Raw genomic sequence first — 20,409 nt, 5'->3', positions numbered from 1 at the left:
AGGGTTCTGTATGGGCGCAGTGGGACTGGACGAGGACGCAGTATCGACCTGGATCGCAGGATTGGGGATCGGCGCAACCTCGCCTCTCACCTTCCAGCGAATCGGCAACGGTCAGTCCAATCTCACCTATGCCGTGCGCGACGCCGGTGGCAGCAGCTGGGTACTTCGGCGTCCACCACTGGGGCATCTGCTGGCGTCCGCACACGACGTGGTGCGCGAACATCGAATTCTTTCCGGACTGCAGAACACGGCGGTGCCGGTTCCGAAGATGATCGCGATCACCGAGGATCCTTCGGTGTCCGAGGTCCCGCTCGTGCTGATGAGTTTCGTCGACGGGATCGTCGTCGACTCGGTGGCGGCAGCCGAACAACTCGACCCCGACCACCGACGCCGCGTCGGGCTCGGCCTCACGGTGGCACTGTCCGACATCCACCGCGTCGATCTCGACTCCTCGGGTCTGGCAGATCTGGCCAGTCACAAGCCGTACGCCGCTCGCCAACTCGCCCGGTGGACCAAGCAGTGGCAATCCTCGCGCACTCGCGACGTACCCGGTATCGATTCGCTGGCAACTCGATTGGCAGCGGGGATTCCTCCGCAGCACGAAGTGACCCTGGTACACGGAGACTTCCACCTCAGCAACGTCATCACGGCCCGCGAAGACGGTCGTGTCGCGGCGGTCGTCGACTGGGAGCTGTGCACACTCGGAGATCCGTTGGCGGACCTCGGCGGCCTGCTGGCCTACTGGCCGCAAGCCGACGACGGGGTCGCCGGTCCGTTCATGGCGTCGACTCTGCCGGGCTTTCCCACTCGGGCCGAGCTCGTCGAGTCGTATGCGCAACACACCGGGCGCGACGTCTCCGATGTCGGATTCTGGCAGGTGCTGGCGTTGTGGAAGCTCTCGATCATCGCCGAAGGTGTCATGCGCCGTATGGAAGCCGACTCGCGAAACCGGGCCGTGGCAGGCGGGCCGACCACGACGCTCATCGACGACATCGTCACCAGGGCGTTGCGTACAGCCGACGAGATCGGCCTGTAGTCGGTCAGATCGACCCGGTCCCGATCACCAGAGTCCGCGCTGCGCTCTCGATTTCGGGCGGAATCGCCACCGGTCTACGCGTTGTCCCGTCGACGTACACGTGTACGAATCGACCCCTCGCCGCCAGCTCCAACGCATCGTTGCCTGCCTCGCGGAACAACCCGAGCGAGTACACGATGCTACGGGTGCCCAGCTTCTCGACGGCCAGGCCGACCTGAAGCCGATCCGGAAAGCTCAACTCGGACAGGTAGCGGCACGAGGTTTCGGCGACGACACCGATCGCCGGCAGTGTGCGGATATCGAGTCCGGTCGTCTCCATCAACCAACCGTTGACGGCGGTATCGAAATACGCGTAGTAGGTGACGTTGTTGACGTGGCCGTAGTGGTCGTTGTCGTCCCATCGCGTCGTCACGGGCCACAGAGCCGGATAGTCCGATGCGTGCGACAACTCCGGCCCTGGGTTCACCTGATCGGTCATGAACGTGACCCTAACCAGTGGCGTCGGCAGCGGGCGTCGCCGGGGACTGCCGACGCAGGATCGCTCGGACCACCAGACCGACGACCAATGCCCAGAATGCGGAGCCGATTCCTGCGAATGTCAGGCCGGAAGCGGCGACGAGGAACGTCAGAACGGTCGCCTCTCTGTCCGATGCATGTTCGAGTGCACCGAACAGTGATGCCGCGAGAGTTCCCAACAAAGCAAGTCCGGCAACGGTTTCGACCACGCCTGGCGGGGCTGCGGCAACCAGGGTTGCCAATGCGGCGGACAGCAGCGCCAACACCAGATACGAGGAACCCGCGGAGAAGGCCGCGACCCAACGCCGCTTCGGGTCCGGATGGGCACTGGGATTCGCCGCGAGCGCAGCGCTGATCGCGGCGAGGTTGATCGTGTGCCCACCCGCGAATGCGCCCAGGACAGTGCCGGTTCCGGTGACCGTCATCGACGCCCGCCAAGGAATTCGGAAGCCGAACGACGCCATGACGGTGGTGCCCGGGATGTTCTGCGACGCCATGGTGACGATGTACAGCGGCACCGCGATACCGATCGTCGCCTGCCAGGTCCAGTGCGGAACCGTCCAGTCGATTCGAGGGATCAGATCGGACGCCGCGACGGGTGTGCCGCCGCCGATCAAGTCCGCTGCGATGACTGCAGCCGCCGCGAGGAACGCAGCGGGCGCCGCCCAGCGCGCACTGAATCGAAGTACCACGAGCCAGACGAGTACCACCGGCGCTATCCGAGCGGGTGAGTCGGAGAACGCACCGACCGGTGCCGCGCACAGCGGTAGCAGCACTCCGGCCAACATCGCCTGAGCGAGTGGTACCGGAATCTTCGACACCGCAGCGCCGAGTCTGGGCCACAGGCCCGTCAGGACGATCAGCACCCCGACAGTGACGAAGGCACCCACAGCGGCGGGCCACCCTCCGACGACCACACCGGTTCCGGCGAGCAGCGCAGCGCCCGGCGTCGACCACGCCAGGGTGATGGGCTGTCGATATCTGCGTGCGAGCCACATCATGCCCACCGCCTGCGTGACACAGAGCGCCAGCAATCCCGAGGCCGCCTCGGTCGGGCTGGCACCTACTGCCCGCAGGCCCGTCAGCACGACAGCGAACGAGCTGGTGAAGCCGACCAGTGAGGCCACGATTCCAGCGCTGACAGGGGTCGAGAGTGGCGTCGGTCTGTCGGCGGCGTCGGCAGTGGTCACGACTGACGATGATGCACTGCGGGCCGTCGCCTGTCGCGTCGTTTCCCCTTTAGCCGAGTCGGCGCCACCAATCCGTGGCCGAATGCTGTCGGGGCACCGTCGACGTGACGTAGTCTCTTGGTTGGACCGGACCAGTCCGTACCGCTGGTTCGGCGAGTGACGGAAAGGCCGGCGCAGTGGTGATGCCCGTACATCTGAGGGACAGTCAAGTCCCGAAGCACGAACAGCTTCGCGCAATTCTGTTGCACCGCTGCACCAAGGAGCTGCAACCCGGCGATCTGATGCCCAGCGAGCGAAAACTGATGGAGGACTACGGCGTCAGCCGCATCACCGTCCGCGAGGCCATCGGCCAGCTCGTCAACGACGGGCATCTGGTGCGAGTCCGTGGCAAGGGCACGTTCGTGGCCAGTCGCACCGTGCAGTCTCGTTTGCACCTGGCATCGTTCTCGGAGGAGATGCGTGCGCAGGGGCTGACGCCTACCACTGTGGTGCTGTTCGCGCGGCTCGAAAGCCCCTCGGCGGCAACGACTCGTGCTCTCGGCCTGGCCGACGGAGAACAGACCTACCACGTCAAGCGTCTACGGCTGGCCGACGCCGAACCGGTCAGCGTCGACGACGCGTGGTACCGGGCTTCCCTGCTACCAGGACTGATCGAGCACGATCTGAGCAAGTCTGTGTACGAGGCCGTCCAGATCCACTACGGGTTGACGATCGACCGGGCCGAGCAGACCGTCAAAGCCACTGCGGCAGACAGTGATACCGCCACCCTGCTCGGCACCAAGCGCGGTGCCCCCGTGCTGTATTTCGACCGAGTCTCCTTCAGTGGCGACGAGCCGCTCGAACACACCGAGAGCTGGTACCGCTGCGATCGGTACCAATTGTCGATGGAAGTCGAAGGCGGACGACGCACCCCGCAGCGTCGGTGAGATCAGGGCAGCTCGAACAGCAGGTCGCCCACTGCCACGGTGTTGTCGATGCTCGCACTCGTGACCGAATCCGGCTTCGAATCCATCAACACCACCGGAACGACATCCGAGTAGCCCGCCGCCGCGATCGCTGCGGGATCGTAGGTGACGACGAGGTCGCCGGCCTCGACTCGATCGCCCTCTGCTGCAACGAGTTCGAAGCCCGCGCCCTTCATCTTCACGGTGTCGATACCGATGTGCACCAACACGCCCGCCTTGTCCTCGGTGAAAACGACGAACGCGTGCGGGTGAAGTTTGAGGATCGTGCCCGCGACCGGTGAACGAACCTCGACGGACCCGTCGTTCGGAGCCGGGCGTAGTGCGACACCGGAGCCGACCATCTGCGCCGAGAACACCGGGTCGGGCACGTCGGCGAGCGAGATGACCTGCCCGGCAACCGGGCTGAGGATCGCCCTTGCGCTCACAGGATGTCGCCGATGTCTTCTGCGAGCGTGTCCGCTTCGGGACCGACGATGACCTGAACGGCGGTTCCCTTGTGAAATACGCCGTGGGCACCTGCTGCCTTGAGCGCCGCCTCGTTCACCAACGACCCGTCCTTCACCTCGGTGCGCAGCCGAGTGATGCACGCTTCGATCTCGACGATGTTGTCGGCACCGCCGAGGCCTTCGACGATCGCGTCCGCTTTGGACATGTGGATTCTCGCTTTCTGTCGGCTTGTATCTGTCGGGTGGATCACACGGCCGGGTTGACACGAGCCTGCCACCTGGCCAAACTACAACTGGTAATGACCGGACAGTACCCCTGATGGCATCCGGTCACAACAGCGAAATTGCCCTCGAAGGACCAGCCTCGAAGAGAAGGTCGCCATGACCCCGAAGAAGACGGACTCGATCGATACCGAGCCGAAGAAGGAATCACGATCATTGGCCGGGCTGCAGCGGTTCGGTCGCAGCCTCATGCTGCCGATCGCTGTTCTGCCCGCAGCCGGAATTCTCCTGCGGCTCGGTCAGGACGACCTGCTGGGGAGGTTCAGCGCACTGAAGACCACTGCTGCGGTCATCTCCGCGGCAGGCCAGTCGGTTTTCACCTGGCTTCCCCTCATCTTCGCGGTCGGTATCGCCATCGGCTGGGCCAAGAAGTCCGATGGTTCGACCGCGCTCGCAGCTGTGGTCGGCTACATGGTGATGAACGGAGTCTTCACGGCAATGTCGCCGGTCGTGCTCGACGGAGAGGTCGATGCCAACGGTGACCCGGCAGTGATCGACTACGGCGTGTTGGCAGGCATCGTCATCGGACTGCTCTCGGCAATTCTCTGGCAGCGTTTCTATCGACAGAAGCTGCCGGATTATCTCGGCTTCTTCAGCGGCCGTCGTCTGGTGCCGATCATGACGGCGATCACCGGTCTCGTCGTCGCCGTGATCATGTCGTTCGTGTACCCACTCTTCTACAGCGCTCTCCAGTGGGTGGGCAACACCGTCGCCGACCACAGCGTGGTGGGTAGCGGAATCTACGGCTTCGCCAACCGCATGCTCATTCCCACAGGGCTGCACCACATTTTGAACTCCGTCGTCTGGTTCCTGGTGGGGGACTACCAGGATGCAAGCGGTCAATTGGTCCGCGGCGATCTGAACCGGTTCTTCGCCGGCGACCCGTCCGCCGGAGTGTTCATGACCGGATTCTTCCCGATCATGATGTTCGCACTTCCCGCTGCGGCATTCGCGATCTACCGCAACGCCAAGCCGTCGCAGAAGAAGATCGTCGGCGGAATCATGTTGTCCACCGGCCTGACTGCCTTCGTCACCGGGATCACCGAGCCGCTCGAATACTCGTTCATGTTCGTGGCCTGGCCGCTCTACATCATCCACGCGGTGTTGACCGGAACCTCGATGGCGCTGACCAATGCCCTCGGAATCCATGACGGATTCTTCTTCTCCGCCGGTGGCATCGACTACCTGCTGAACTACGGAATCGCCACCAAGGCATGGCTGCTCATTCCGATCGGCCTGGTGTACGCGGTGATCTACTACTTCCTGTTCAGCTTCGTCATCAAGAAGTGGAACCTGCGCACCCCCGGACGTGAGGACGACGCTGTGCTCGAACCCGACCGGGCATGACCGCATCCACTGCAACGACGCTCCGAGGGCGTGTCGTCACGCGCGACCAGGTGATCGAGGACGGCGTCGTCGCGTCGACGGGAGACCGGATCTCCTGGGTCGGACCGGCATCGGCATGGACCGGTGATCGAGCACCGCACACGAATTCGACGATCCTCCCCGGGTTGATCGATCTGCACTGCCACGGTGGAGCGGGGGCTTCGTTTCCCGATTCACCGGCCGTCGATCTCATGACGGCGGTGCGGCATCACCGCTCCCGCGGGACCACGACGATGCTCGCCTCACTGGTGTCGGCACCGCCGGAACGACTGATCGAGCAGACGTCGCTGTTGGCCGATCTGTACGAGTCCGGTGACATCGCAGGCCTGCACATCGAGGGGCCGTTTCTCTCGGTCGCCCGCTGCGGCGCGCAGGACCCGGCCTCGCTGCGCAGCGGAGATCCCGGACTGCTGCGCGACATACTGGCCGCGGGCCGGGGAGCCGTGCGGTCGATGACCCTTGCGCCCGAGATCGACGGTTTCGCTGCCGTAGCAGAGATGTTGCGGGAGAACGGCATACTGCCGAGCATCGGGCACACGGACGCCGATGCGCTCACCACCCGACGCGCTGTCGAGTCGCTGGGGGACGGTCCGATGACGGCCACGCACCTCTTCAACGGAATGCCGACCTGGCATCATCGATCGCCGGGCCCGGTGAGCGAGTGCCTGGCGGCCGCGGCCCGCAGCGTGATGGTGCTCGAATTGATAGGCGACGGAGTGCATCTCGCCGACGAGACCGTGCGCGCGGTGTTCGATCTCGTCGGTGGCGCACAGATCGCGCTGGTGTCCGACGCGATGGCCGCGGCCGGAATGCCGGACGGTCGCTACCGACTCGGACCACTGGATGTGACCGTCCAGCACTCGGTCGCACGGTTGTCCCGCGACGCAGACTCCGAGACCGCTCCGATCGCGGGCGGAACCGCGACCGTGCTGGACCTGGTGCGCCGCGCCGTGCTGGACGCCGGCGTGCCCATTGTCGAAGCGGTCCGGGCCGCATCGTCGACTCCGGCGGCATCGATCGGACTCGGCTCCGACATCGGGTGCCTCGAACAGGGCATGAGAGCCGACGTGCTGGTGGTCGACGCGGCGTTCGAGCCACTACAGGTGATCAGAAGCGGAACTGCAATCAGAGAGGACAGCTAGATGGAGGTCGTGATCCTCGAGGGGGTCGACGCAGTGGATCGAACGGCCGCCGACATCGTCGAACGAGTGGTGCGAGCCGGTCCGGCTGTACTGGGACTGGCGACCGGGTCGACCCCGGTGGGCACCTATCGCGAGTTGGCGCGACGGCATCGGGACGACGGCCTGTCGTTCGCGCGATGCCGAGCCTTTCTGCTCGACGAATACATCGGACTGGCGAAAGCAGCCGAGCAGTCCTACTTCTCGTTCATTCGAGACAACTTCGTCGACCACGTCGACCTGGACGACGCCGCAGTCTTCTCGCCCGACGGCGAAGCGGACGACATCGCGGCGGAGGCGCAGCGGTACGACGCGGCGATCGCGGCGGCAGGCGGCATCGATGTTCAGATCCTCGGAATAGGCACCGACGGACACATCGGCTTCAACGAGCCCGGATCTTCACTGCGATCGCGGACGCGGGTCAAGACGCTGACCGAACAGACTCGCGCCGACAATGCCCGTTTCTTCGATTCGCCCGAGGACGTGCCGCATCACGTACTGACGCAGGGTCTCGGCACCATCGACGAGGCCCGTCACCTGGTGTTGATCGCAACGGGGGAGTCGAAAGCGGACGCGGTGGCGGCGGCCGTCGAAGGACCGCTGTCGGCGCACTGTCCGGCGTCGGCGATCCAATGGCACCCGCACGCAACGGTGCTGTTGGACGAGGCCGCGGCGGCGTCGCTCGCACTCGCGGACTACTACCGGTACGCCTATGCAAACAAGCCCCGGTGGCAGCACCTGTGAGTCAGCTGCGCGAGAACTCCGATGCGCGCGCGATCTGGTCGTCCGACGGCCGCACTCCGGTGTAGAGGACGAACTGTTCTGCCGCCTGCAGGGCGATAACCTGAGCGCCGGTGATCACGGGCTTGTTCGCCGCTCGGGCAGCAACGATCAGCGGCGTCTCCGACGGCATGGCGACGACGTCGAACACGGCCTTCGCTGCGTCGATCTGCTCGACGGTGAACGGTGCCGAATCAGCGTCCGGTCCGCCGGCCATACCCACCGGAGTCACGTTCACCAGCAGGTCTGCGCCCACAGCTTCGGCAGACCAGTCGTAGCCGTAGGTCTCGGCGAGCACCGGGCCGGTGTTCGTGTTGCGGGCGACGACGGTGCCCCGGGTGAAACCCGAATCCCGCAGTGCGGCAACGACAGCCTTGGCCATACCGCCGCTGCCGGTGACGGCCACCGAGTAGTCGGTCGAGAAGCCGCTCGCGGCGAGTAGGTTCGCGACGGCCTGGTAGTCGGTGTTGTACGCGTGCAGGACGCCGTTCTCGTTGACGATCGTGTTGACGGATTCGATCGCGCTCGCCGACTCGTGCATCACGTCGACCAGTTCGATCACATCTTCCTTGAACGGCATCGACACGGCGCAGCCTCGGATGCCCAGCGCGCGAACACCCCCCACCGCGGCGGCGAGGTCGGTGGTGGTGAACGCCTTGTAGACGAAATTCAGGTTCAATTCGTCGTAGAGATAGTTGTGGAAGCGAGTTCCGATATTGCTCGGTCGGCCGGACAGGGACATACAGAGCTGTGTCTCACGGTCGAGGAAGCTGCGCGGGTGTGCTGTTGCCATCGCTGAGACGTTACGCCGCGCACGTCGAGGCGACCGAAGCGAGAACACTCCGATCGTCCTGGGTGATCGGCAACTCGTACTGCGCAGCGACCGAGAGGTACTTGCCCGCGTAGAAGCAGTGGTAGGCCGCGTTCGGCGGCAACCATTGCGAGGGTGTCTTGTCGCTCTTGCTCTGATTGTCTGCTCCGTTGACCGCGAGCAGATTGAACGCCACGTCGTTGGCGAACCGAACGCGTTTCTCGGGCGACCACATGTTCGCGCCCATATCCCACGCAGCGGACAGCGGGTAGACGTGATCGATCTGAATCTTTCCGGCGTCGGACTTGGTGAACTGCATCGGCTCACCGGAGTACGGGTCTGCGAGCGAACCCGACAGCACGACGCAGTCGCGGGTGCCCGCCCGGAACTCGACCCCGGTCATCGACAGCGCCAGGACGTTGTCGCGGGTACCGCAACCGTCGTGGCCGCCTGGCCCGTCGTAGTCGTCCGTCCATGCCGGGCCGAACACACACCCTTCGCCGCTCTTGCACCCGCGCTCGTAGCCGAGGGCATCGGGCCGGCCGGCGACCACACGAACCTGGGCGAGCAACTGCTCGATCTGAGTGCGAGTGGGGCTACCGGGAGCCGGTTCGGCGGGGGAGAAGCCGGGGACGACGGGCCGGTCGCACGAGCCGAACACAGCCATCACGGCCGCGGCGATCACCAGCAGTACCGCCACCCACAGCTTTCTCACGCACGCCCCATCGTCGATCTTGTTGTTCGGTCATCGGTCATCGGTCCTCGCGACAGCAGTGTGCCGGAAGGTCCCGACAGTTCTCCGCCGACACGAGTCCGGCATCAGCGAACCTCGACGACGACCTTGCCGAGCACGTGCCCGTCCTCGACGAGGGCGAGAGCCTCACCCGCACGTTCGAGCGGGAACACATGGTCGATTCGCGGACGAATGACGCCCGACGCGGTCAGGTCCGCCAGCCGCGCAAATGCCGCGGTGGTGCGGTCGCGATCGACTCCGGAACCGCCCCACTGCGCTGCGAGCACCGGGTCTGCGACGCTGACGATCGGCACCCCCGCGGTCACTGCGGTCGCGGCGGCGCGCAAGCTGTCGCCTCCGACGAGATCGATGATGCCGTTCACCGGTCGTGACATCGAGTCGACGAAATCGGGGCCGGAGGCGAGAAATTCTGCGTCGAGGCTCTCGATCCACTCCCGCTTGCCAGCGCTCGCGACCGCGAGAACGTCGATACCGTCGGCTCGCGCGAGTTGCAGAACGGTCGAACCCACACCGCCACCCGCGCCCAGCACCAGGATGGAATCACCCGCGCCGACGGCGAGTCGGCGCAGCGCGTCGTACGCGGTTCCGGCAGCCACCGGCAGCGTGGCCGCGGCTGCCCACGAGACGGCTTCCGGCTTGTGGGCACTGCTCGACGCGTTGAGCACGGTGTACTGCGCATAGCCTCCGTATCCCGACGCGGTGGCTCCGAACACGTGGTCGCTCACCGCGAAGTCGGCCACATCGCCGCTGACCGACACGATCGTGCCCGATACCTCCCGACCCAGAACCGCGGGCAAGGTGATCTGCACGGTGTCCTTGCGGTTGCCCGCCCGCACCTTCCAATCCGCGGGATTGACCCCGGCGGCGTGGACCGCGACGAGAACCTGCCCCGGTCCCGGCTCGGGGACAGGGAGGTCGAGAAGGTATTCGGTGTCGGGTCCGCCGTATTCACTGAAGCCGTACGCGATCATGTACATACTGTGCCTCACCCAGCGACCCGCTCGGGAGCGCCTCACCTGAAGTGTGTCGGTGCTTGCTGATTGGATGGACCGATGCTGCACGGTCTCTGGTCTCCCGGTGCCGGGCTGATGTTGTGGGACGACGAGATCACCACCGGCGACGAACCCGATCTGCCGCCGACCCACGCGCACGTGCTCACCAGAACGTTCCGGCACCGTGCCGCGGTGTCGTTTCCGTCATCCGGACGCACCTCCACCGCGCAGGCCCCGGTACAGGTTCCGGCCATCGCACTCGCCCCGCACGACGGTGCCGACTTGCTGTTGCGGACGCCATCCGACCACCCGTCGATCTCCGGTGACCTCCGCTATCTGGCGCACGTCGCCCGCGGAATCGAACGCTGGGTCCGCGGCGGTCGCGTCGTTCCGGCCCTGAAGTTGATGGACGGGCAGTGGTGGCCGCGGTGGCGTCTGGTCGGGGGCGAACGTCAACGTGCCTGGCTCAGCGAACTCGCCGTCGCGATGCCGTCGGTGCAGCGTGCGGGTGAGCGACCCAAGAAGATCCTCGACGACATGGTGGAGGAGCTCACCGATCCGATCGTCAGATCGGTTCTGGGCAGACCCGACTCGGAGCATCCGCTGTTGTCGGCTCTGATTCGCGACGACCCGTATGCCGATGGCACCCAACAGATGTCGACGTTGCTCGAGAACTGGCGTCGAAGCCTCACCGTCGACGAGCCGTCCCTTGTGCTCCGCCTGCTCGAACCCGATGACGATGACGCCGTCGACAGTTCCTCCGAGGACGCAGTGGAGTCCTACTGGACGCTGCAGGTGTGTCTGCGAGCCGATGGCGAAGCACCGCGACCGGTTCCGATGAGCCGCAAGGTCGATGCCACTCTGCTCTCCATCGCCGTGCGCAAGCTCGGTGACGCCGTGGCGGCGTACCCGAGACTGCGCGATCTGCCGTCTCAGGAAGGCACCCTCGATCTGCTGCTTCCGACGTCGGTGGTCATCGACCTCGTCGAACACGGTGCGACGGCACTGCAGGCCACCGGGACGACGGTTCTGCTGCCTCGGGCCTGGACGAGGCTGGATCCGTCGATGAGGCTGCGCGTCGAGTCACCGGCGGTGACGAAAGCGGCAGCCGATCGGGCGGTCGGCATGGACGAATTGGTGTCCTACGACTGGCAGCTCCAACTCGGCGACATGGTGCTCACCGAGGCGGAGATGAACAGGCTCGCCGTCTCGAAGGGCGATCTCGTACGGCTCCGCGGTCAGTGGGTGTTGGCCGACGGCGGTCAGCTCGCGCGGGCTGCCAAGTACGTCGCCGAGCATCACGGTGACGGGACTGCGCTGAGCACGCTGATGCGCGAGATGACTCTGGCCGATCCACCGCCGGCTCCGGTCCAGGACATTCGTGCCTCGGGATGGGCGGCCACGTTGCTCGAGCCCGGTGCGGTGCCGGAGACGATCCCCGTACCGGCCGGTGTGAACGCGACTCTGCGGCCGTATCAGCAGCGTGGGCTCGATTGGCTCGCGTTCATGAGTCGGCTCGGTCTCGGGGCGGTACTCGCCGACGACATGGGGCTGGGCAAAACGCTGCAGGTGCTGACACTGCTGGCGCACGAGAAGAGTTCGACGCCGACGCTGCTGGTGGCACCGATGTCGGTGGTCGGCAACTGGCAGCGTGAGGCGGCGAAATTCACTCCGGCACTGCGAGTTCTGGTGCATCACGGGCCGGCCCGGTCGAAGGGCGACGAGCTCGACCGGGCGATCGCCGAGCACGATCTGATCGTCACCACGTACGCGCTGATGGCCAAGGATCGCGCGCAGCTGGCGGAGCAGACGTGGCGTCGTGTGGTCCTCGACGAGGCGCAACACATCAAGAACTCGGGGACCGTGCAGGCCAAGGCGGCGCTAGCGATCCCCGCGGATCACAAGCTGGCGCTCACCGGAACGCCGGTCGAGAATCGTCTCGACGAGCTGAGGTCCATTCTCGACTTCGCCAATCCGGGAATGCTCGGTAGGCCGTCGGACTTTCGAAAGCGATTCTCGGTTCCGATCGAGCGAGAGAACGACGAGAGCGCAGTCTCGCGTCTGCGCGCCATCACCTCGCCGTTCATTCTGCGTCGCGTCAAGACCGATCCGACGGTCATCTCGGATCTGCCCGAGAAGAACGAGATGACCGTGCGCGCCAACCTGACGGCCGAGCAGGCTGGGCTGTACAAGGCCGTCGTCGACGAGATGATGGCGCAGATCGCCGACGCGAAGGGTATGAAGCGCAAGGGTGCGGTGCTGTCCGCGCTCACTCGTCTCAAACAGGTGTGCAATCACCCCGCTCATTTCCTGTCCGACGGCTCGCCGGTGCTCAAGAGGGGGCAGCATCGTTCCGGCAAGATCGGTCTGGTGGAGGACATGCTCGACTCGATTCTGGGTGACAACGAGAAAGCGTTGTTGTTCACGCAGTTCCGGGAGTTCGGTGAGCTCGTGGCACCCTACTTCGCCGAACGATTCGGCACCGAGGTGCCGTTCCTGCACGGCGGCGTGAGCAAGACCAAGCGCGACGAGATGGTGGAGAAGTTCCAGACCGACGACGGTCCGCCGATCATGATGCTCTCGCTCAAGGCCGGCGGCACCGGGTTGAATCTCACGGCCGCCAATCATGTCGTTCATCTGGATCGATGGTGGAATCCGGCGGTGGAGAATCAGGCGACGGACCGGGCCTTTCGCATCGGGCAGCGCAAGAACGTCGAGGTGCGCAAACTGCTGTGCGTCGGCACCGTGGAGGAACGGATCGACTCGATGCTCGTCTCCAAGCAGGACCTGGCGAATCTGGCGGTGGGCACCGGCGAGAACTGGGTGACCGAGATGGACACCGCGGAGCTGCAGGAACTGTTCCGCCTCAGCGAGGATGCGGTGGGGGAGTGATGGTCGACTTCTCGCAGTACGGCAAGCGGCGAAAAGCCAAGGGCGGCATCGAGTCCAGAAACAAGCGCGGCGCGTTCGGGCAGACGTGGTGGGGCAGGCATTTCGTGGCGGCCATGGAAGACCTCGCGGATCCGGGTCGGATTGCTCGGGGCAGAACGTATGCGCGCCAAGGGCAGGTGCTCACGCTCGGTGTCGAGCGCGGGCAGATATACGGCGAGGTGCAGGGCAGTCAGCTCGAGCCGTTCTCGGCCTCGGTCACCGTCGACCCGCTCACGCAGGGTGAAGTAGCCGCGCTGGTCGGCAGGGTGCGATCGAACCCCGGCATGCTGGCCGAGCTGGCCTCCAATGCCATTCCGCAGGCACTGGCGTCGGTGTTGCTGCCGCACGACAAGGGGCAGCTCGATTTCGACTGCACATGCCCCGACGACGGGTGGCCCTGCAAACACGCGGCGGCTCTGATGTACATCGCCGCCGAGCACATCGACGCGTCCGCCGCGACCATCCTGACGTTGCGTGGAGTCGATCTCGATCAACTGATCGAAGGTGTCGGTGACGGGGACGACGAGTTCGACCCCGATGACTGGTTCGCCGATCGCGCGTCTTTCCCCGAACTTCCGCAGGTGTCGTTCGCCCCCGCGGTGGACGATCTCGATCCGTTGATCCTGCGCCGAATCTTCCGCGCCGACGGCTCGACCGAGGCCGAGGTCAGTCGCGCCGGCGCCGATCTGAGGCAGTTCTACGACCGAATGTGACCAGTCCTGGACTTACATGGACATCCGACTATAGGATGGGCGTACTTCACTTCCACGCTCGAGGACGGACACTCCCATGGCTCGCGAACTCACGCACTTCATCGGCGGCAAGCACGTCGCAGGCACCTCCGGAAACTTCGGGGACGTCTTCGACCCCAACACCGGCGAGGTTCAGGCCCGTGTGCCGCTGGCCGACGTATCCGAGGTCGAGACCGTCATCGCCGATGCCGAACAGGCCCAACGTGAATGGGCCAAGTGGAACCCTCAGCGTCGGGCCCGCGTCCTGATGAAGTTCCTGGCGCTCGTCACCCGCGACACCGAGGAACTGGCCCGCTTGCTCTCGTCCGAGCACGGCAAGACGATCGCCGACGCCAAGGGCGACATCCAGCGTGGCGTCGAGGTCGTGGAGTTCGCCGTCGGCGTCCCGCATCTGCTCAAAGGTGAGTACACCGAAGGCGCAGGCGGTGGAATCGACGTCTACTCGATGCGTCAGCCGCTCGGCGTCGTAGCAGGAATCACCCCGTTCAACTTCCCCGCGATGATTCCCCTGTGGAAGGCCGGCCCGGCCATCGCCTGCGGAAACGCGTTCATCCTCAAGCCCTCCGAGCGCGACCCGTCCGTCCCGCTCAAGCTCGCCGAGCTCTTCCTCGAAGCGGGACTGCCGCCGGGTGTGTTCAACGTCGTCAATGGCGGCAAGGATGCTGTCGACGTGCTCCTCACCGACGACCGCGTCAAGGCGATCGGCTTCGTGGGCTCGACTCCCATCGCGCAGTACATCTACGAGACCGCAGCGCAGCACGGCAAGCGCGCGCAGTGCTTCGGTGGAGCCAAGAACCATGCCCTGGTGATGCCCGACGCCGATCTCGACGAGGTTGCCGACGCGCTTCTCGGTGCCGCCTACGGTTCGGCAGGCGAGCGCTGCATGGCCATCTCCGTCGCGGTACCGGTCGGTGAGGAGACCGCCGACGCCCTCGTTGCCAAACTGACCGAGCGAGTGGCGAAGCTGAAGATCGGCCGCAGCGACGACGAGGACGCGGACTTCGGACCGCTCGTGGGCAGCGATGCTTTGAAGCGAGTCAACGATTACACCCAGATCGGTGTGGACGAGGGGGCCGAACTCGTCGTCGACGGACGCGGATTCAGCCTCGAAGGCCACGAGGGTGGATTCTTCGCCGGCGCAACGCTGTTCGACAAGGTGACCACCGACATGCGCATCTACAAGGAAGAGATCTTCGGACCGGTCCTGATCGTCGTGCGCGCGAAGGACTACGAGGACGCGCTGCGCCTGCCCACCGAACACGAGTACGGCAACGGCGTCTCCATCTTCACCCGTGACGGTGATACCGCCCGCGACTTCTGCTCCCGCGTCCAGGTGGGCATGGTCGGCGTCAATGTGCCGATTCCGGTCCCGATCGCGTACCACACGTTCGGTGGTTGGAAGCGTTCGGGATTCGGCGATCTGAACCAGCACGGACCCGATTCGATCCGCTTCTACACCAAGACCAAGACCGTCACGCAGCGCTGGCCGTCGGGCACCAAAGAGGCGGCAGCACAGAATCACTTCGTCATTCCGAACATGGACTGATCCGGCGATGTTCACCTTGAACGAGGACGAGCGCGCGATCAACGACACCGCTCGCGAATTCGCCGACGAGTTCCTGGCACCGAATGCCATCGAATGGGACCAGCAGAAACACTTCCCGGTCGACGTGCTGCGCAAGGCAGCGGGACTGGGAATGGGCGGCATCTACATTCGCGAGGATGTGGGTGGATCGGGTCTGACCAGAGTCGACTCGGTGCGGATCTTCGAGCAACTGGCCACCGGTGACCCGTCCATCGCGGCATACATCTCCATCCACAACATGGTCGCCTGGATGATCGACACGTACGGAAACGACGAGCAACGGCAGCGTTGGCTCCCGGGCCTGTGCGCGATGGATCAGCTGGGGAGCTACTGCCTCACCGAGCCCGGCGCGGGATCCGATGCCGCGATGCTCGGCACCAAGGCAGTGCGCGACGGCGACGAATACGTGTTGAACGGCGTCAAGCAATTCATTTCCGGCGCAGGCACATCCGAGGTCTACGTGGTGATGGCGCGCACCGGCGCGTCGGGTCCGCGTGGCATCTCGGCGTTCATCGTGCCGAAGGACTCCGCGGGACTCTCCTTCGGGGCCAACGAGAAGAAGATGGGGTGGAACGCTCAGCCCACTCGTCAGGTCGTTCTCGAAGGAGTCCGCATTCCCGCCGAGAACATGCTCGGCAGCGAGGGCGACGGGTTCCGTATCGCGATGAACGGACTCAACGGCGGACGCATCAACATCGCCGCGTGTTCGGTCGGCGGAGCGCAGTCCGCTCTCGACAAGGCCGTTGCCTACCTCGCCGAACGCAAGGCGTTCGGGGCACGGTTGCTCGATGCGCAGGCGCTTCAGTTCCGACTGGCCGATTTCAAGACCGAACTCGAGGCCGCCCGCACACTGCTGTGGCGGGCCGCGGACGCGTTGCAGAACGACGCTCCCGACAAGGTCGAAATGTGCGCTATGGCAAAGCGTTTCGGAACCGATACCGGATTCGAGGTCGCCAACGGAGCGCTGCAACTGCTGGGCGGGTACGGGTACCTCAGTGAATACGGTGTCGAGAAGATCGTTCGCGACCTTCGGGTGCACCAGATTCTCGAAGGCACCAACGAGATCATGCGGGTGGTCGTGGCTCGATCGATCGTGGGTGCCGCATGAGCGACGTGATCCTCGAGGTCTCAGGTGGTATCGGTCGGATCACCCTGAACCGCCCCAAAGCCATCAATGCGCTCGATCATGCGATGGTTCGCGAGATCGCACCGGCGTTGGCGCAGTGGGCAACCGACGACGCTGTCGACGTCGTGCTGCTGACCGGGGCCGGTGAGCGCGGACTGTGTGCCGGTGGCGACATCGTCTCGATCTACCACGACGCGAAAGACGGCGGCAACGGTAGCAAGGACTTCTGGCGCGAGGAGTACATCCTCAACGCCGCGATCGCTCGGTTCCCCAAGCCGTTCGTTGCCATCATGGACGGCATTGTCATGGGCGGAGGCGTCGGGCTCTCGGCACATGCCAACACTCGCATCGTCACCGAGCGATCGAAGATTGCGATGCCCGAGGTCGGAATCGGTTTCGTTCCGGATGTGGGCGGCACGTACCTACTTTCGCGTGCACCGGGCGAGATCGGCACCCACTTCGCGCTCACCACGGCGCGAATGAATGCCGCCGACGCCATCGCGGTCGGCTTCGCCGATCACTACATCCCGTCCGACAAGCTGGACGACTTCTACTCGGCACTCGAGAGCGTCAGTGTCGGCGAGGCCGTCGCGACATTCAGTGAGCCGGCACCGGAGTCCACCGTTGCCGGACAGCAGGGATGGATCGACGAGTGCTACGCCGGCGACGACGTCCAGGGCATCGTCGACGCTCTGGCCGCCAGCACGGTGCCGGAGGCACAGAAGTCCGCAGAGGACATCGCGTCCAAATCGCCTGTGTCGCTGGCCGTGACACTGAGGTCGCTGCGTCGGGCAGCGATGCTTCCGACGCTCGAGGCAGTGCTCGACGAGGAGTACCGCGTGTCGGTCGCGTCGTTGTCCAGCCACGATCTCGTCGAAGGAATCCGAGCACAGGTGGTCGAGAAGGACCGCAACCCGCAATGGCAACCGCGTACGTTGGCAGACGTCACGCCCGAGGATGTCGACCGGTACTTCGCGCCTCTCGGGGACGCGGAACTGGGCCTGTCGAAAGCACACACAGAAGGTGAGCAGTCATGAGCGAGAAGACGATCGGCTTCATCGGCCTCGGCCACATGGGCGGACCGATGGCCGCCAATCTGGCTGCGGCCGGCTACACCGTGCAGGGCTTCGATCTGGTGCCTGCCGCGCTCGAGCAGGCCACGAAGGACGGCGTCACCGTGGTGGAGTCGGCTGTGGCCGCCGTTGCCGATGCCGACATCGTCATCACGATGCTGCCCAACGGCAGACTGGTACTCGGGTTGTACGCGGACCTACTGCCTGCCGCCGCACCGGGCACGTTGTTCATCGACTCCTCGACCATCGACGTGGCCGACGCGCATGCCGCGCACAAGCTGGTGCACGAGGCAGGCCACCGCAGTCTGGACGCGCCGGTCTCCGGTGGTGTCGGGGGAGCGGCCGCGGGAACATTGACCTTCATGGTCGGCGGTTCCGAAGAGGATTTTGCCTCTGCGGCAGCAGTTCTCGACGTCATGGGGCGCAAGGTGGTGCACTGCGGTGCAGCGGGCAACGGCCAGGCCGCCAAGATCTGCAACAACATGATCCTCGGGGTGTCGATGATCGCCATCAGCGAGGCGTTCGTGTTGGGGGAGAAGCTCGGTCTGAGCAACCAGGCGTTGTTCGATGTGGCGTCGACTGCGTCCGGTCAGTGCTGGGCACTGACGACCAATTGCCCGGTACCCGGACCGGTCCCGACGAGCCCCGCCAACAACGAGTACAAGCCGGGCTTCGCGGCAGCGCTCATGGACAAGGACCTGGGCTTGGCTGCCAATGCACTGCGCGACAACGGTGTCGAGGGTGTCCTCGGCCTACGGGCAGCAGAGTTGTACGCTCGATTCAAGGAAACGTCCGGGGGCGGCACCGATGTCGACTTCTCCGGCATCATCAACGACATCCGCGAGCGCTCGAACGGAGCAGGCCTGTGAGTGACTACGAGACAATTCTGCTCGAACGTCGGGGACGCGTCGGCATCATCACGCTCAACCGGCCCAAGGCATTGAACGCGCTCAATTCTCAACTGATGCGCGAGGTCGTCTCGGTGGTCGAAGAACTCGACGCGGACTCCGACATCGGTGCGATCCTGATCACCGGTTCCGAGCGGGCCTTCGCTGCTGGGGCCGACATCAAGGAGATGCAGCCCAAGTCCTACATGGACGTGTACCTCGACGATTTCTTCGCGGCCTGGGATCGACTGGCAGCGGCTCGAACACCTCTGATCGCAGCGGTCTCCGGCTATGCACTCGGCGGCGGGTGTGAACTCGCGATGCTGTGCGACGTTCTGATCGCCTCGGACACCGCGGTGTTCGGACAACCCGAGATCAAACTGGGCGTCATTCCGGGAATCGGCGGGTCGCAGCGTCTGACCCGCGCGGTGGGCAAGGCCAAGGCCATGGAGATGTGTTTGACCGGTCGCAACATGAAGGTCGAGGAAGCCGAGCGGGCAGGATTGGTCTCGCGCATCGTGCCGGTCGCGGACCTCCTCGACGACGCCATCGCGACCGCCACCACCATCGCCGAGATGTCGCTACCGGTCGTCATGATGGCGAAGGAAGCAGTCAACCGATCGTTCGAGTCGAGCCTTCGCGAGGGTGTTCTGTTCGAGCGCCGCGTGTTTCACTCCACGTTCGCCACCGAGGACCAGAAGGAAGGAATGTCGGCCTTCATCGAGAAGCGGACGCCGAACTTCCAGCACCGCTAGCTGCTCTTCTGGGTCGTTCCGCAGGCTCCACTCCTACCCCCAACCGGTCGTTCCGCAGGCTCCACTCCTACCCCAACCGGTCGTTCCGCAGGCTCCACTCCTACCCCAACCGGTCGTTCCGCAGGCTCCACTCCCGGGTCCGCCCTACCTGTCGGGGGACAGGAGGGCGGCACCGCGGGCCGAGACCAGCTCCGGCACCGACGGCACCAGAGTCGTCAGGCCGGTCCGCAGCTCGAGCGACCGCGCAATCGAGGTGATGTTCGCGCCGCCGCCGACCACGACGATGGACTGCGGTCTGGCACCGGACAATTGGATGGTCTGCTCCACCAGCATGCCCGCGTACCGCACCGGTCCGGCGATCAGATCGTCGAAATCGCGGCGGGTCAGCACATGCCGCGCAGTTCCGGATGAATTCGTGGTGCTGACAACGGAGTCGATGCTCAGTTGCTCCTTGATGGACCGGCTGACATCGATTCCGACGCGAACGCCGTTGGACGAGAGCAGCCTACGCACCGAGTGATCGAGATCGTCGCCGCAGAACGTCGCGGTACGCCGCGTCATGAGTGTGCGCGTGGACGCGAGATCGATGACGGTCACCGTGGTTCCGGTGCTACCGATATCGCACAACACGGTGACGCCGTGGTTGGGTACCAGCCCGATGAAACGCAGATAGCGCACTTGTGCAGCGGTTTCCGGAACGAGCGAGGCCGTGCGGGCCGTACCTCGGGTGGCGACCGTGCCGGGATCGGTGGCAACCCGATAGGCGATGGCGGAGAACTGTACCGGGAGCGACATCGTCGCGGCGATCGAGTGGATGGCGTCTACACCGGTGGCGATCGTGGTGGACAGCGACTGACCGGGAGCGCGGCGAACAGTCCGCGACACGATGGGTGTGCGGTGGGGGCTGTCCAGATACGTCAGAATTGCGCGTGCACCGTGCGCACCCGCCCCGACCCCCAACACC

20 protein-coding genes are annotated in these 20,409 nt (G+C 65.0%); 12 read left to right on the top strand and 8 right to left on the bottom strand.

Annotated elements, in window-relative coordinates; genetic code table 11:
- Nucleotides 1-10: 10 nt before the first annotated feature.
- Nucleotides 11-1,036 (top strand): phosphotransferase family protein, encoded by a 1,026-nt coding sequence (locus CH271_RS07660; protein ID WP_094633240.1) that lies wholly within the window; start codon nucleotides 11-13, stop codon nucleotides 1,034-1,036.
- Between the two features lie 4 nt (nucleotides 1,037-1,040).
- Here CH271_RS07660 and CH271_RS07655 read toward each other — a convergent pair whose 3' ends face one another.
- Nucleotides 1,041-1,514 carry an acyl-CoA thioesterase gene (locus CH271_RS07655; RefSeq protein ID WP_094633239.1) on the bottom strand — a complete coding sequence of 158 codons (474 nt, stop codon included), beginning with the start codon at nucleotides 1,512-1,514 and terminating at the stop codon, nucleotides 1,041-1,043.
- A gap of 10 nt (nucleotides 1,515-1,524) precedes the next feature.
- Nucleotides 1,525-2,742 (bottom strand): benzoate/H(+) symporter BenE family transporter, encoded by a 1,218-nt coding sequence (locus CH271_RS07650; protein ID WP_094633238.1) that lies wholly within the window; start codon nucleotides 2,740-2,742, stop codon nucleotides 1,525-1,527.
- Between the two features lie 182 nt (nucleotides 2,743-2,924).
- Here CH271_RS07650 and CH271_RS07645 point away from each other — a divergent pair, with 182 nt between their 5' ends.
- Nucleotides 2,925-3,668 carry a GntR family transcriptional regulator gene (locus tag CH271_RS07645; RefSeq protein ID WP_170945949.1) on the top strand — a complete coding sequence of 248 codons (744 nt, stop codon included), beginning with the start codon at nucleotides 2,925-2,927 and terminating at the stop codon, nucleotides 3,666-3,668.
- A gap of 2 nt (nucleotides 3,669-3,670) precedes the next feature.
- Here the strand turns inward: CH271_RS07645 and CH271_RS07640 are convergent, their stop codons facing one another.
- Entirely contained in the window at nucleotides 3,671-4,132 is a 462-nt protein-coding gene (locus tag CH271_RS07640; RefSeq protein WP_094633237.1) for a PTS sugar transporter subunit IIA, read from the bottom strand.
- Entirely contained in the window at nucleotides 4,129-4,359 is a 231-nt protein-coding gene (locus CH271_RS07635; RefSeq protein WP_032393491.1) for a glucose PTS transporter subunit EIIB, read from the bottom strand. Before CH271_RS07635 ends, CH271_RS07640 begins: the two co-directional genes overlap by 4 nt.
- Nucleotides 4,360-4,534: 175 nt before the next feature.
- Between CH271_RS07635 and CH271_RS07630 the strand changes: the two genes are divergently transcribed.
- The 3 genes from CH271_RS07630 to nagB are packed head-to-tail and all read left to right on the top strand — an operon-like array spanning nucleotide 4,535 to nucleotide 7,743.
- On the top strand, nucleotides 4,535-5,782 hold the full coding sequence (locus tag CH271_RS07630) for a PTS transporter subunit EIIC (protein WP_052047888.1): 1,248 nt from the start codon (nucleotides 4,535-4,537) through the stop codon (nucleotides 5,780-5,782).
- Nucleotides 5,779-6,963: an N-acetylglucosamine-6-phosphate deacetylase gene (locus CH271_RS07625; protein ID WP_179274871.1), complete on the top strand. Its 1,185-nt coding sequence runs from the start codon at nucleotides 5,779-5,781 to the stop codon at nucleotides 6,961-6,963. Before CH271_RS07630 ends, CH271_RS07625 begins: the two co-directional genes overlap by 4 nt.
- Nucleotides 6,964-7,743 carry a glucosamine-6-phosphate deaminase gene (nagB, locus tag CH271_RS07620; RefSeq protein WP_094633236.1) on the top strand — a complete coding sequence of 260 codons (780 nt, stop codon included), beginning with the start codon at nucleotides 6,964-6,966 and terminating at the stop codon, nucleotides 7,741-7,743.
- A 1-nt stretch (nucleotide 7,744) separates the two neighbouring features.
- Here nagB and CH271_RS07615 read toward each other — a convergent pair whose 3' ends face one another.
- From CH271_RS07615 to CH271_RS07605, 3 genes are all read right to left on the bottom strand, one after another.
- On the bottom strand, nucleotides 7,745-8,572 hold the full coding sequence (locus CH271_RS07615) for a shikimate 5-dehydrogenase (RefSeq protein WP_094633235.1): 828 nt from the start codon (nucleotides 8,570-8,572) through the stop codon (nucleotides 7,745-7,747).
- 10 nt (nucleotides 8,573-8,582) lie between these two features.
- Nucleotides 8,583-9,257 carry an HNH endonuclease family protein gene (locus CH271_RS07610; RefSeq protein ID WP_094633260.1) on the bottom strand — a complete coding sequence of 225 codons (675 nt, stop codon included), beginning with the start codon at nucleotides 9,255-9,257 and terminating at the stop codon, nucleotides 8,583-8,585.
- Between the two features lie 152 nt (nucleotides 9,258-9,409).
- The gene (locus CH271_RS07605; protein WP_094633259.1) at nucleotides 9,410-10,315 is read right to left on the bottom strand and encodes an NADP-dependent oxidoreductase; all 906 of its coding nucleotides are present in this window, start codon (nucleotides 10,313-10,315) and stop codon (nucleotides 9,410-9,412) included.
- Nucleotides 10,316-10,396: 81 nt separating this feature from the next.
- Here CH271_RS07605 and CH271_RS07600 point away from each other — a divergent pair, with 81 nt between their 5' ends.
- The 7 genes from CH271_RS07600 (at nucleotide 10,397) to CH271_RS07570 (ending at nucleotide 19,445) form a co-directional block, all read left to right on the top strand.
- Entirely contained in the window at nucleotides 10,397-13,228 is a 2,832-nt protein-coding gene (locus CH271_RS07600; RefSeq protein WP_094633234.1) for a DEAD/DEAH box helicase, read from the top strand.
- On the top strand, nucleotides 13,228-13,980 hold the full coding sequence (locus CH271_RS07595; RefSeq protein ID WP_037193406.1) for an SWIM zinc finger family protein: 753 nt from the start codon (nucleotides 13,228-13,230) through the stop codon (nucleotides 13,978-13,980). The genes CH271_RS07600 and CH271_RS07595 overlap by 1 nt, the downstream gene beginning before the upstream one ends.
- Nucleotides 13,981-14,056: 76 nt before the next feature.
- Complete coding sequence (locus CH271_RS07590; protein ID WP_094633233.1) at nucleotides 14,057-15,565, top strand: CoA-acylating methylmalonate-semialdehyde dehydrogenase; 1,509 nt, start codon at nucleotides 14,057-14,059, stop codon at nucleotides 15,563-15,565.
- Between the two features lie 7 nt (nucleotides 15,566-15,572).
- Nucleotides 15,573-16,712: an isobutyryl-CoA dehydrogenase gene (locus tag CH271_RS07585; protein ID WP_094633232.1), complete on the top strand. Its 1,140-nt coding sequence runs from the start codon at nucleotides 15,573-15,575 to the stop codon at nucleotides 16,710-16,712.
- Nucleotides 16,709-17,767 carry an enoyl-CoA hydratase/isomerase family protein gene (locus CH271_RS07580; RefSeq protein ID WP_094633231.1) on the top strand — a complete coding sequence of 353 codons (1,059 nt, stop codon included), beginning with the start codon at nucleotides 16,709-16,711 and terminating at the stop codon, nucleotides 17,765-17,767. Before CH271_RS07585 ends, CH271_RS07580 begins: the two co-directional genes overlap by 4 nt.
- Complete coding sequence (gene mmsB / locus CH271_RS07575) at nucleotides 17,764-18,672, top strand: 3-hydroxyisobutyrate dehydrogenase (protein ID WP_094633230.1); 909 nt, start codon at nucleotides 17,764-17,766, stop codon at nucleotides 18,670-18,672. The genes CH271_RS07580 and mmsB overlap by 4 nt, the downstream gene beginning before the upstream one ends.
- Complete coding sequence (locus tag CH271_RS07570) at nucleotides 18,669-19,445, top strand: enoyl-CoA hydratase (protein WP_094633229.1); 777 nt, start codon at nucleotides 18,669-18,671, stop codon at nucleotides 19,443-19,445. Before mmsB ends, CH271_RS07570 begins: the two co-directional genes overlap by 4 nt.
- A gap of 144 nt (nucleotides 19,446-19,589) precedes the next feature.
- Here CH271_RS07570 and CH271_RS07565 read toward each other — a convergent pair.
- A partial coding sequence (locus CH271_RS07565; protein ID WP_306437405.1) for a hypothetical protein occupies nucleotides 19,590-20,409 on the bottom strand: 820 nt, incomplete at its 5' end.

This window comes from Rhodococcus sp. 05-340-2 (assembly GCF_002258915.1).
In the GTDB taxonomy this organism is placed as follows: Bacteria; Actinomycetota; Actinomycetes; order Mycobacteriales; family Mycobacteriaceae; genus Rhodococcoides.
The sequence above is the reverse complement of the archived record's forward strand: the minus strand, read 5'-3'. Positions and strand labels throughout refer to the sequence as shown.